The 12,660-nt window shown below is 64.4% G+C and carries 12 protein-coding genes; 5 read left to right on the top strand and 7 right to left on the bottom strand.

Features of this window, described 5'->3' with window-relative positions; all coding sequences use genetic code 11:
* Positions 1-22 precede the first annotated feature (22 nt).
* Positions 23-580, top strand: a complete 558-nt coding sequence (locus H7J73_RS04595; protein ID WP_264066061.1) for a TenA family protein — start codon at positions 23-25, stop codon at positions 578-580.
* Between the two features lie 157 nt (positions 581-737).
* Positions 738-2,240 (top strand): multicopper oxidase family protein, encoded by a 1,503-nt coding sequence (locus tag H7J73_RS04590; RefSeq protein ID WP_264066060.1) that lies wholly within the window; start codon positions 738-740, stop codon positions 2,238-2,240.
* Here H7J73_RS04590 and H7J73_RS04585 read toward each other — a convergent pair.
* Both H7J73_RS04585 and H7J73_RS04580 read right to left on the bottom strand, forming a co-directional pair.
* Complete coding sequence (locus tag H7J73_RS04585; RefSeq protein ID WP_264066059.1) at positions 2,225-2,878, bottom strand: response regulator; 654 nt, start codon at positions 2,876-2,878, stop codon at positions 2,225-2,227. The genes H7J73_RS04590 and H7J73_RS04585 overlap by 16 nt on opposite strands.
* Positions 2,875-4,011: a sensor histidine kinase gene (locus H7J73_RS04580; protein ID WP_264066058.1), complete on the bottom strand. Its 1,137-nt coding sequence runs from the start codon at positions 4,009-4,011 to the stop codon at positions 2,875-2,877. The genes H7J73_RS04585 and H7J73_RS04580 overlap by 4 nt, the downstream gene beginning before the upstream one ends.
* A gap of 282 nt (positions 4,012-4,293) precedes the next feature.
* On the opposite strand from H7J73_RS04580, the gene H7J73_RS04575 reads away from it, so the two are divergent.
* Genes H7J73_RS04575 through H7J73_RS04565 form a run of 3 tightly spaced genes read left to right on the top strand, consistent with a single transcriptional unit; the run spans position 4,294 to position 6,723 of the window.
* Positions 4,294-5,109 carry an alpha/beta hydrolase gene (locus tag H7J73_RS04575; RefSeq protein ID WP_264066057.1) on the top strand — a complete coding sequence of 272 codons (816 nt, stop codon included), beginning with the start codon at positions 4,294-4,296 and terminating at the stop codon, positions 5,107-5,109.
* A gap of 20 nt (positions 5,110-5,129) precedes the next feature.
* On the top strand, positions 5,130-6,077 hold the full coding sequence (locus H7J73_RS04570) for an NADP-dependent oxidoreductase (protein WP_264066340.1): 948 nt from the start codon (positions 5,130-5,132) through the stop codon (positions 6,075-6,077).
* Complete coding sequence (locus H7J73_RS04565) at positions 6,070-6,723, top strand: nitroreductase (protein WP_264066056.1); 654 nt, start codon at positions 6,070-6,072, stop codon at positions 6,721-6,723. Before H7J73_RS04570 ends, H7J73_RS04565 begins: the two co-directional genes overlap by 8 nt.
* 258 nt (positions 6,724-6,981) lie before the next feature.
* On the opposite strand, the gene H7J73_RS04560 is transcribed toward H7J73_RS04565, so the two are convergent.
* The 5 genes from H7J73_RS04560 to H7J73_RS04540 all read right to left on the bottom strand — a co-directional run.
* Positions 6,982-8,493 carry an amino acid permease gene (locus H7J73_RS04560; protein ID WP_264066055.1) on the bottom strand — a complete coding sequence of 504 codons (1,512 nt, stop codon included), beginning with the start codon at positions 8,491-8,493 and terminating at the stop codon, positions 6,982-6,984.
* Between the two features lie 169 nt (positions 8,494-8,662).
* Positions 8,663-9,088, bottom strand: a complete 426-nt coding sequence (locus tag H7J73_RS04555; protein WP_264066054.1) for a MarR family winged helix-turn-helix transcriptional regulator — start codon at positions 9,086-9,088, stop codon at positions 8,663-8,665.
* A 92-nt stretch (positions 9,089-9,180) separates the two neighbouring features.
* A complete protein-coding gene (locus H7J73_RS04550) occupies positions 9,181-12,087 on the bottom strand; it encodes an MMPL/RND family transporter (RefSeq protein ID WP_276030927.1) in 2,907 nt (968 codons plus the stop codon).
* The gene (locus H7J73_RS04545; RefSeq protein ID WP_435405427.1) at positions 12,084-12,152 is read right to left on the bottom strand and encodes a hypothetical protein; all 69 of its coding nucleotides are present in this window, start codon (positions 12,150-12,152) and stop codon (positions 12,084-12,086) included. Before H7J73_RS04545 ends, H7J73_RS04550 begins: the two co-directional genes overlap by 4 nt.
* Position 12,153: 1 nt before the next feature.
* Positions 12,154-12,660 (bottom strand): MmpS family transport accessory protein (locus H7J73_RS04540; RefSeq protein ID WP_264066053.1); only part of this gene is annotated, 507 nt, incomplete at its 5' end.

The following is a 12,660-nucleotide window of genomic DNA, read 5'->3' as shown; positions in this document are numbered from 1 at the left end:
GACGCTGACTACTCTGTCGGACGTGCTCGACGCCCGATGGAATTCAGCTATCCGACATCCGTTCCTCGACGCCGTTCGTGACGGCACGATCACCGAGGTGGCGTTCGACCGGTGGTTGGCCCAGGACGCCGTGTTCGTGGCCGACCTGGTCACCTTCCAGGCCCGCCTGCTGGCGCGCGCCCCGCGGCCGGCTCAGGGCGTGCTCGCGGGCGGATGTGTGGCACTGATCGCCGAGCTCGACTGGTTCGACGTACAGGCGGCGCGCCGCGGGGTCGAACTGGATCAGCCGCCGCTGCCGGCAACCCTGGCCTATCGCACGCTCCTGCAGCGTCTGGACGACGCGCCCTACGATGCCGCGGTGACGGCGTTGTGGGCCCTGGAGCGGGTGTACCTGCTCGGCTGGGCCTCGGCGGCGTCTCCGACATCACCGTTCGCCGAGTTCGTCGAACACTGGACCGATCCGGGGTTCGCGGCCTACGTCGAGGGACTGCACGAACTGGCGACTCCCGACGTGTACAGCGAGCTGATCGGCGACGTGCTGACCCACGAAATTGCGTTCTGGGACATGGCACTGACGTAGCCAAGCGTCGCCCGAGTACCAGACTGCACCGCACCGCGCAAGGTCCCGACGGAGGAGTTCAGCTCAGGTTTCGCCGGCTTCGTGGCCGATTCGGGCGGACCTGCAACGCCGAAGACTTGAAGGGCCAATTGGTCGACCACAACCCTTCGGAGCGAGCGTGCCAGCCCCATCTCGACGACAGTTTCTCTTCGGCCTGGCGGCGGCTCCGGTGGCGTTGTCGCTGTCCTGTTCGAATGTGACCACCCCGGCCCCACGGTGGGACGCCGGCACCTCTCGTCCACTGCCGATCCCACCGCTGGCCGACTCCACCGTCGACCGCGACGGCATCCGGACGTTCAGGTTGCGGGCGGCGCCGGGAGTGACACCGATGGTCGTGGGGACGAACACCCCCACCTGGGGTTACAACGGTTCGATCCTCGGACCGACCCTGCGGGCCCGCAGCGGGGAGACCGTCTGTGTGCAGTTCGACAACGCGCTGTCGGTGCCGACCACCGTGCACTGGCACGGCATGCACCTGCCCGCCCGATGTGACGGCGGCCCGCATCAGACCGTCCAACCCGGCGGGCACTGGGAGCCGACGTGGACGGTTCGACAGCCGGCGGCAACGCTGTGGTACCACCCGCATCCGCACGGCGAGACCGAAAAGCACATCTACCGCGGTTTGGCCGGCCTGTTCATCATCGATGACGATCATCCGAGCGCCGGGCTGCCGGGTGACTACGGAGTGGACGACATTCCGTTGATCATCCAGGATCGACGGTTCACCGACACCGGCGCGCTCGATGAATCCGATCGGACTGACGTCGGCCTTCTCGGCAACACCATCGTCACCAATGGTATTGCGGGAGCATATCTTCCGGTTCGATCCGAGCGGGTTCGGCTGCGAATTCTGAACGGTTCAGGAGGTCGGCTGTACAATCTGGGCTTCGGAGACGACCGTGAATTCCACGTGGTCGGTAGTGACGGCGGTCTGCTCTCCACACCGGTGCCGATCAGCCGCATCCAGCTCAGCCCCGGTGAGCGAGTCGAGATCGTCGTCGACATGCGCTCTGGTGAGCCGGTCTCGCTGCGGTCGTTCCCCATCGCGAATCGCGCCGGATTGAAACCCGCCGAAGCAGCACGATTCGGCATCGACGACACCTTCCACATTCTCGAGCTGCGGCCCGAGCGGATACTGCGACCGAGCGCCGCCCTTCCCTCTCGACTGGCCGACCTGCCGGCCACCGATACCGCACAGGTGGGCCTGCAGAGGTCATTTGACCTGCAGTGGTTCATGATCAACAAGAACCGGATGGACATGAACCGCATCGACTTCAGCACCACGGTCGACGTCGATGAGATCTGGACGGTGCGCAACGTCGACAACTGGCCGCACAACTTCCATGTGCACGACGTCCAGTTCCGGATCATCGACATCGACGGATCGCCACCGCCCGCAGAACTCGCAGGCTACAAAGACACGGTGTACGCCCCTCCGGGACAACGAATTCGGCTGGCGATCAGGTTCGCCGACTACACCGACGCGGCGTTGCCCTACATGTACCACTGCCATCTCGCGATGCACGAAGATCAGGGCATGATGGGCCAGTTCCTCGTACTCGCACCGGGCCAGGAGCAAGCTCCGATGACGATGGACATGCCTGGTCACGCCATGCGCTGATACCCGTAGACGGCCAGTTGAACCCGGTTCTCCGAGCCGGTCTTGTCCATCAGGTTTGCGATGTGCGTCTTCACCGTCGTGACGCCGAGGTGCAACTGATCGGCGATCTCTTGGTTCGACAGCCCCTCGACGACCAGTGGCAGCACTTCCAGCTCGCGGGTGGTGAGGGGCGCCGGGGCAGACACCAGGCCAGCGGCGGCGTTTGCAGGTTGCGATTCCACCGCCCGCTCGACCAAGCGCCGCAACAGGTGTGGCGAGACGGTGATATCACCACCGGCCGCCCGCCGGATGGCCGCGACGAGATCGGCCGGGCTGGTGTCCTTGACGAGGAAGCCCGCCGCCCCTGCCGCCAGCGCCGGGTATAGATGTTCGTCATCATCGAATGTGGTCAGCGCCAACACCTTTGATTCCGGCCTGGTAGACATCAGCAGGCGGGTGGCCTCGACACCACCCAGCCCGGGCATCCGCAGGTCCATCAGGATGACGTCCGGCGTCAGCTCTGCGGCCAGTCGGACCGCCTGTGCTCCATCGGCAGCCTCGCCGACCACGTCGATGTCGACCGTGGACTCGCACAACATGCGCAGACCGGCGCGCACCAGTCTCTGGTCGTCGACGATCAGCACCCGGATCGCGGTCATCGCGCAGCGTCCTGCGCTGCGTCCGCAGCCCGGGGTAGCCACGCGTCGATCACCCAGACGGGCGGGCTCGTTCGGACGTCGAGCCGGCCGTCGACGAGTTGCAGGCGCTCTGTCATTCCGATGATTCCGTGGCCGTCGGCATTGGGCGCGGACTCAGGGGCGTATGCGCTGCTGACGCGAACCGCGACGCCATCACCTTCTCGACCGATCGTCAGCTCCACGGGAGCAGACCCGAGAGCATGCTTCATCACATTCGTCAGCGCCTCTTGCGTCACACGCAACACTGTCAGACGCGCGAGTGCGTCCAACCCGTCGATGTGGCGGTCGATATCGGCCGCCACGGTGAACCCAGCGGCGCGAGTGCGGCCGATGGCCGATTCGATCTCGGTCCACATTGCGTCCCGTTCGATCATCGCGACGTCGGTCAACGCCGGATCACGCAGCGCGTTCTGCAGCCGCCGGATGTCGGCCAGCGCATCGGAGGCCGTGCGGTGAACGTCGCCCAGCACGTCAGCCACCCGCGGATCAACCCCGTCGAGTACGTGCTCGGCTACCGCGACGCGCAACACGATCGACGCCATGTGATGCGCGACGAGGTCGTGCAGTTCACGTGCCATCGCCGCGCGCTCCTGTGAGCGGATGGTGAACTCTGCCGCCGCTCTGCGCATTTCCGCATCCCGCGCACGCTCCCGATAGACGATCGCCAGGCGTCGTTGGCCCCGCAGATACAGACCGAGCAGGACCGGCGCACCTACGCCCGCCACGATGGTGACGGCGTTGACGGCATTCCACAACGACGTGTGCGCGTCCAGCCAATTACCCAGCAACAGGGCCACCGACCAGCACAGCGCCGCCGCGGCGATGTCTCGGTCGCGATCGCTGCGGGCAGCCAGATCAGCCACCGCCACCGCACCCAGGTACGGCACCAAACCCGACAGCCCCCACGCCTCGGCGGCGAACAACGGCACCGCCAACACCGACAACACGATCGAAGTCGACAAAGGCCACCGCCGACCGAGGGCGAATACGCCGGCCGCCAGGCATGACAGCACCCAATAGCCGGGTGATACGTGAAACTGGCCGGGAAACGTGCTGGCCGCCAACATCGCGGGCACCAGCAGTAGCGGTGCCATTCGTATCATCGGGACGGGGCGCACCCCGTCACGGTATCGGCACCCGCGACCGGCAAACCAGAATTCATCCAGGTGCCGCGGTAGTCCGCATCGCCTCGAACGTGAATCGAGCTGACGCGTAGACGGCCCTGCGGCGCGGACAGCGGGAAAAGCCCGCAGCATCGACTGGCCGATTCACCACCCCCTGGGAGCTGGCTGAACTTACTGTTTCCCTGACCAGCAGTACGTCACCACTGTTTGGACCGAGCTCGTGCGCTCCGCACCCACCCGACAGGAACCGAAATGAGCGTCACCAAAGCCAATCCCGTCATCTTCATCCACGGCTTGTGGGTCCACTCCAGCGCATGGCAGCCCTGGCTGGAGTTGTTCGCCGAGCACGGCTACGACGTCAGCGCCCCGGGCTGGCCCGGTGACGGCGACACCGTCGCCGCCACCCGCGCCAACGCCGACGCACTCAACGACGTCGGCATCGGGTCGATCGTCGAGCACTACACGGGGTTGATCGGCAACACCGACCACAAGCATGAGAGCAAGCCGATCGTCGTCGGGCATTCTTTCGGCGGCCTGATCGCCCAGGAACTTCTGGCGGCCGGTGACATTGCCGCCGCCGTCGCGATCGACCCCGCCCCGATCAAAGGAGTCAAGGCGCTCCCGCTGGCGCAGCTCCGCTCGGCGTTCCCGGTACTGGGCAATCCCGCGAACAAGCATCGCACAGTCTCGTTGACCGCCAAGCAGTTTCACTACGCGTTCGGCAACGCCCTGTCCGAGGAGGAGTCCGATCAACTGCACGGACAGTGGACGATTCCCGGCCCGGGACTACCGCTGTTCGAGGATGCAGGAGCCAATTTCTCCAGGCACTCGCCGGCCAAGGTCGACACACATCTCGCCGATCGTGGTCCGCTGCTGTTGACCTCGGGCACCGAGGACCACACGGTTCCGCTGAAGGTCACCAAGGAAGTATTCGGGATGTACGCCAAGGGGAAGTCCGACACCGAACTCCACGAGATCGACGGTCGCGGACATTCGCTGACGATGGATCACGGGTGGCGCGATGTCGCCGAGGTCGCCTTGAACTGGTTCGCGGCCAAGGGCTTCTGAGGGCACGCGCGATGGCTGAGATGACCGCTCTGCGCGCACACCGCCGCGGCGGCCCCGAGGAACTGACCGTCGAGCGCGCACCGGTTCCGGTCCCCGCTGACAGGGAAGTGCTGGTCGCCGTCCACGCGGCGGCCATCACCTTCGATGAACTCACCTGGGAGGAAACCTGGACCCGCGACGGCGTCGACCGGACGCCGATCATCCCATCCCACGAGGTCTCCGGTGTGGTGGCGGCGATCGGTACCGATGTCACCGACATCGCAGTCGGCGACGAGGTGTTTGGGCTGATCCAGTTCGATCGCGACGGTGCGGCGGCCGAATTCGTCGCAGTACCGGCCTCCGACCTCGCACCTCGACCGGCCACCGTTTCTCACGTCGCGTCGGCGGCGCTGCCGCTGGCGGGGCTGACGGCCTGGCAGGCACTGGTCGACCACGCCGTGGTGACCGAGGGGGATCGGGTGCTGGTCCACGGCGGCGCCGGCGGAGTGGGCGCTCTGGCCGTCGAGCTCGCCAGTGGTCTCGGCGCCGAGGTCACCACCACGGTACGAAGTGATGCCCGGGACTACGTCGTTGCACTCGGCGCCCGCCACGTGATCGACACGCGGACCGAAGACTTCGACACCGCCGTGCGGGAATTCGATGTTGTGATCGATACCGTCGGTGGTGGCACGCTGGACCGTTCGTTCGCGGTCCTGCGGCGGGGCGGTCGGCTGGTCACGTTGTCGGCCCCTCCACCGGCCGGCTTGGCCGACGCCTTCGAGGTGCAAGCGACATTCTTCATCGTCACCCCCGACCGGTCTGAGCTGGCCCATCTTGCGCACCTGGTCGACGACGACCGGCTGCATATCGCGATCGCCGATACCTTCGCACTGGAAGACGGTCGTGCGGCGTTCGAGAGCGGAAAGCTGCCGCACCGGCGGCCCGGTAAGACCGTTCTGATCGTCCGACCAGGAGCAAGCGATGGTTGACTTCGAAGAGGTTGTCCTGCAACGTCACTCGACGCGGCTCTTCCTGCGGGACAAGCCGGTGCCCAACGAGTTGGTCACCGAGGCCCTTGCGCTCGCCACCCGCGCGCCCTCGAATTCGAACATCCAACCGTGGCAGGTGGTCATCGCCTCGGGTCCGGCACGCGACCGCCTGGTGGAGGCACTGCTGGCAGAGGCAGACGCGGGTGCCCCGCGGGTGCCGGTCCTGCCTCCGGAGTTCGCGCACTTCCGGCGAGACCTGGGCTCACTGGTGTACGGCGCGATGGGAGTGCCCCGGCACGATGCCGAGGCCAGACGGCTGGCCGTCCGGCGAAACTGGGAGTTCTTCCGAGCGCCCATGGCAGGCATCGTCTGCATGCATCGCGATCTGGATTTCGTCGACAGCCTCGGCGTCGGCATGTTCCTGCAGACATTCCTGCTGGGGCTGACCGCACGTGGACTCGGCAGCTGCGTGCAGGTGTCGATTGCCGGCTATCCCGACACGGTGCGCGAACAACTGGGCATCGGCCCGGATATGCGGGTGCTGTGCGGAATCGCGATCGGTTACCCGGACCCCGACTTCCCCGCCAACGCAGTGCATGTGCCCCGCAATGCGCTCGACCAGAACGTCGTTTTCCTGCAGAGCTGAGGAACCGGCCGGCGCGAACCCGATGGTGCGAGCGCCGGCTAGCGATACCGCCAGGTGTGCACAGCCATTGCCGCTGCCACCATCATCACCGCATACGTCCCTGCCATCTCGTCACCGCCGTGCCCGTTTGCCGATAGCGCACCCGCGCCGCTGTGGATGCCGCCCCTATGGGGGTGGATCGTAAACCGGAATCGACTGTCTCAGCGAGAGGATAGACCGCATGGGCGGTAGTCGACGCAGAGTCGGTTGGCATGCCGCCTACGTTGTACCCCCGGCCGACGACGACACTGCATCGCCCTTCCTGGAGTCGCGGGCATAGTCCGGGTCGGTAGCCAAGCGGCTGCTCCGTCGACCGTGGGCGAAGTAAACCACCAGGCCCAGCGCCATCCAGAGAAAGAACCGGATCCATGTCGCGGTGGGCAGGTTGAGCATCAGATAGAAGGCGGTCAGGGCGGCAAGGACGGGCACGATCGGTACGGCGGGGCAGCGGAAGGCGCGCTTGAGATCAGGACGGGTACGGCGCAGCACCAGGACGCCGATGGCGACGAGGACGAACGCGAACAGTGTGCCGATGTTCACCAGCTCGGCCAACGCGGTCAACGGCACGAACGTCGAGATCAATGCCACCGCGACACCGGTCAGGATCGTCGTGCGCAGCGGCGTGCCGAACCGAGGACTGACTCTCGCAAATGATTCCGGCAGCAACCGATCTCTGCTCATCGCGAAAAAGACCCGGCTCTGGCCGAGCATGAGCACGAGGATGACGGTCGTCAGCCCGACCAACGCCCCGACCGAGATCACCGTCGCGAAGGCTGGATGGCCCACCGAGCGAAACGCCTCCGCCAGTGGGGCGTCGACCTTGATGTCGGTGTACTTGACCATCCCGGTCACCACCAGCGACACCGCGACGTACAGGACCGTGCAGATCCCCAGCGAGCCGAAGATGCCGATCGGCATGTCCCGTTGCGGCTTCTTGGTCTCCTCTGCCGCGGTCGCGACGATATCGAAACCGATGTAGGCGAAGAACACCAGAGCTGCCCCGGTGAAGATCCCGCTCACCCCGAACGCGCCCGGCGACACACCCAGATCTTGCAGCAGCGAGGCTGTCTCCTTGCCGCCCGAAGCTGCCGGCGAACCCGATGGTGGAACGAACGGCGAATAGTTGCTCCATTTGATGAAGAACATGCCTGCCACGATGACCAGCAGCACAATGGCGACTTTGATAGCCACGAAAACGAAGTTGACCTGCGAGGAGATCTTGATCCCCATGCACAGCACAGCGGTGAGCATCAGCACGATGGCAGCGGCGACCAGGTTGTGACCCTCGCCGTACGCCCAGCCGGGAATGCGAAGGCCGGCCCCGTCCATCAGGTCCGCGAAGTAGCCCGACCAGCCCACCGCCACCGTGCTGGCACCGAGCGCAAGTTCCAGGATCAAGTCCCAGCCGATGATCCAGGCGACCATTTCCCCGAGGCTGGCATAGGAAAACGTGTACGCCGAGCCGGCCACCGGAACCGTGCTGGCGAATTCCGCGTAACACAATGCAGCCAAAGCACAAGCAATGCCCGAGAACACAAACGACAAGGCAATGGCCGGCCCGGCCTTCTCCCCGGCGGCCTCCCCCGTCAGCACGAAAATCCCGGTGCCGAGGATGACGCCGACTCCGAACACCACGAGTTGCACGGGACCCAGCTCTTTGCGGAGCTGATGCTCGGACTCTTCGGTGTCGGCGATCGACCGCTCGACGCTTTTGGTGCGAGTGAGGTTCATCGTTTGACTCCTCAGCGTGATGCACCCGCATCGTCGCGAGCGTCCCGAAAGGTATGCCCGCCAGGCACCCGGTGAAACACCGAACTCCGGAGGAAGACAGTGAGCGCTCGGCCGCCCGCACCGGCTCGGTGTCGACCACCGCCTCAGCCGAAGGGTTCCACCGGCGCAGTCAGTAGTCGGAGGTGGGGGCCGATCGCGCGTCGGCGAGCTCAGCGAGCCGGTCCAGCGGCCCGAGCGACTGCCGGATGGCGTCCCGTTCTTCTTCGCTCAGGGTCGCCAACGCGGCAGTGAGTACCGCGATCCGATCGGCCAGCGACTGACGATGATGAGACAGCCCGAGCGGTGTGACGGCGATCAGGACGGCCCGGTGATCCGATGGGTCAGAGGACCTTTCGACGAGGCCGAGCTTCTCAAGTCGGCGGATCGCCACCGTGATGGTCGGGGCGCGCAACCTCTCGCGCGCGGCCAGGCTCGCCAGCCGCATCGGGCCCTGGTCGAAAAGAGTGAGCAGGATTGACAATTGCGACATCGTCAGTCCGCCGCCGACCTTGAGATAGTGCGACTGACCGCGACGCAGGAACAACCACAGTTTCATCAGGACCTGCTGTAGGTCCGAATCCAGTTCGGCGCTTCTCGGTTCGCCCTCGGTTATCGTGGCGCACCCGGATCGATCATCGCCGGCGACGCTCACAGCAGTGCTTCCTCTTTGGGCGGGACGGCCGGCCACGGCTCGGCGACGGGACGCTGCCGCACGCGCTGCGGCCACCAGAACCACTTGCCCAGCAGAGCGGCAATAGACGGCGTCATGAAGGACCGGACCACCAGGGTGTCGAACATCAGGCCCAGTCCGATGGTGGTACCGACCTGAGCCATCACCGTCAGCGGGCTGACTGCCATCGAAGCCATCGTAAACGCGAACACCAGACCGGCAGAGGTCACGACCGATCCGGTGCCGCCCATGGATCGGATGATGCCGGTGTTCAATCCGGCGTGAATCTCCTCCTTGAACCGCGACACCAGTAGCAGGTTGTAATCCGCGCCCACCGCCAGCAGGATGATCACCGACATCGCCAGCACCATCCAGTGCAGCTCGATACCGATGATGTGCTGCCAGATCAGTACCGACAACCCGAACGACGCACCCAGCGACAACGCAACCGTCCCCACGATGACGGCCGCGGCGACGACACTGCGGGTGAGGATCAGCATGATGATGAAAATCAGGCACAGCGAGGCGATTCCGGCGATCAGCAGGTCGTAGTTCGCACCTTCCTGCATATCGTGGAACGTCGCTGCGGTGCCACCGAGGAAGATCTTCGACCCTTCCAGGGGTGTGCCCTTCATCGCCTCCTTGGCAGCCTGCTTGATCCCATCGATCTTCGCGATGCCCTCGGGGGTCATCGGGTCACCGTCATGGCTGATGATGAACCGGACCGCCTTGCCGTCAGGTGAGAGAAACTGCTTGATACCGCGTTTGAAATCAGGATTGTTGAAGGTCTCCGGCGGCAGGTAGAACGAGTCGTCGTTCTTGGACTCGTCGAAGGCCTGTCCCATCGCGGTCTGATTCTCCGACGCCGCGGTCTGCTGATCCTGCATGCCTTTCTGGGTGGCATACATGGTAAGCATCATCGTCTTCATGCTCTTCATGGTCTCGACCATTCCGGGCATCAAGGCCACCATCTGCGGCATCAGAACGTCGAGCTTCTCCATCTGCGGCAGCAATGCCTGGATGTCGTCGGTCATGGTGTCGATACCGTCAAGGGTGTCGAAGATCGAGCGGATCGACCAGCACACTGGGATGTCGAAACAGTGTGGCTCCCAATAGAAGTAGTTCCGCAGTGGCCGGAAGAAGTCGTCGAAGTTGGCGATGTTGTCACGCAACTGCTGGATGTCGACGGTCATGTTCTTCATCTGGGCGACCATGTTGTGCATGACGCCGGCCATCTGCTCGGTGATGCCCTGCATCTTCGTCATGGTGTCGATGGTGTTCTGCATGTCATCGGCCTGTTTGAGCATGTTGGCCGTCATGTCCTGGTTGTACTTCTCGTTCATCTTCTGCGTCGTGCCCTGCATGCTCAGCTGGAACGGAATCGTCGTGTGCTGGATCGGCGTACCCTGCGGGCGCGTGATCGCCTGCACGCGTGAGATTCCCGGCACACGGAAGATCGCCTTGGCGATCTTGTCGATCACCAGGAAGTCGGCCGGATTGCGCAGATCGTGATCGGATTCGATCAGCAGCAGCTCCGGATTCATCCGCGCCGGCGAGAAATGCCGGTCGGCAGCCTGGTATCCCAGCTGTGCGGGCAGGTCAGCGGGCAGATAGTTCCGGTCGTTGTAGTTGGTCCGGTATCCCGGCAGGGTCAGCAGCCCGACCAGAGCCAGGGCGATCGTCGCGACCAGGATCGGTCCCGGCCAGCGGACCACCGCGGCCCCGATTTTGCGCCAACCTCGCACCCGCAGTGCGCGTTTGGGTTCGAGCCGGCCGAAGCGGGTGACCACGGTGATGACGGCCGGCCCGAGGGTGAGTGCGGCAAAGACCACCACGACCATGCCGATCGCCAGTGGGATGCCCAGGGTCTGGAAGTACGGCAGGTTGGTGAAGTGCAGACAGAATGTTGCGCCCGCGATCGTCAGGCCGGAGCCAAGGACGACGTGCGCCGTCCCGTGAAACATCGTGTAATAAGCGGTCTCTTTGTCCTCACCTGCGCCGCGGGCCTCCTGATAGCGGCCGATCAGGAAGATGGCGTAGTCCGTCGCGGCGGCGATCGACAGGGTGACGAGGAGGTTGGTGGCGAAGGTCGAGAGCCCGATGATGTTGTAGTAGCCCAGAAAGGCGATCGCTCCCCGAGCCGCCGACAGCTCCAGCACCACCATCAAGAGCACAATCAACACGGTCACGAGGGATCGGTAGACCCAGAGCATCATCACGATGATCACCGAGAACGTCAGCCCGGTGATGATCTTCACGGCTTTGTCGGCGGCGATGTGCTGATCGGCCGAGATGGCCGCCGGACCGGTGGCGAAGACGTGCAATCCGGCGGGCGGCGGGTTGGCCTTGATGATGTTCTGGACAGCCTCGACGGATTCGTTGGCCAGCGATTCGCCCTGATTGCCGGCCAGATGAACCTGGACGTAAGCCGCCTTGCCGTCCGGGCTCTGCGCACCGGATGCGGTCAGGGTGTCACCCCAAAAATCCTGCACGTTCTCGATGTGCGTGGTGTCGGCTTCGAGCTTCTTGACGAGCCCGTCGTAATAGTGGTGGGCTTGGTCGCCGAGGGGCTGGTCTCCTTCCAGGACGACCATCACCGAACTGGTCGACTTGAACTCGTTGAAAACGTGGCCGACTTCTTTCATCGCCACCATTGACGGAGCGTCCTGTGGACTCAGCGGTACCGAGCGCATCTGCCCGACCACCTCGAGCTGGGGCACAACCACATTCAGCACCGCGATGATGAAGATCCAAAGCACGATGATCGGCACGGCCAGGCGCCGGATCCACATCGCGATACCGCCGCCGTGATCGGCCTTCGGGTGGCCGGGTTCCTGCGCCGTCGAGATGGCGTCCGTCCGCGCCTCGCTGTCTGTTTGGCTCATGCCGATTTCACCAAGCAGAAGGTCTGGGCGGTCACGCCGGAAGAGGATCGTTCGTCTTTGACCACGTCATCGACAGTGACCCGACAGCTCACATCGGTGCTGCAAGCAGAAGGTCTGGGCGGTCACGCCGGAAGAGGATCGTTCGTCTTTGACCACGTCATCGACAGTGACCCGACAGCTCACATCGGTGCTGTCACCCTGGGCCACGATATTGGGAAACACCGACGGATCGGTAGTACTCAACGTCAACGTGAACGGCAACGACGCATGATCAATCCGCTGCGGCTGAGCATCAAGGTCCAGATAGTTGATATCGGCGTACGTCCCATTACCCCACACCTCGTACTTGACCACCTTCGGATTCTGAGCATCAAGGTCCAGATAGTTGATATCGGCGTACGTCCCATTACCCCACACCTCGTACTTGACCACCTTCGGATTGAACGGCTTGGTGTCATCAGCNGGCTTACTGGACTGACTCGCCGGATCCGGCGCCCCGAAAAACGTCTTGATCCGCATCACGGTGAAAGCCCCGATCAGCACCACCACGACAATCAGCACCGGAATCCAGGC

The organism is Mycolicibacterium komossense (genome assembly GCF_025822605.1).
GTDB classification, from domain to species: Bacteria; Actinomycetota; Actinomycetes; order Mycobacteriales; family Mycobacteriaceae; genus Mycobacterium; species Mycobacterium komossense.
The sequence above is the reverse complement of the archived record's forward strand: the minus strand, read 5'-3'. Positions and strand labels throughout refer to the sequence as shown.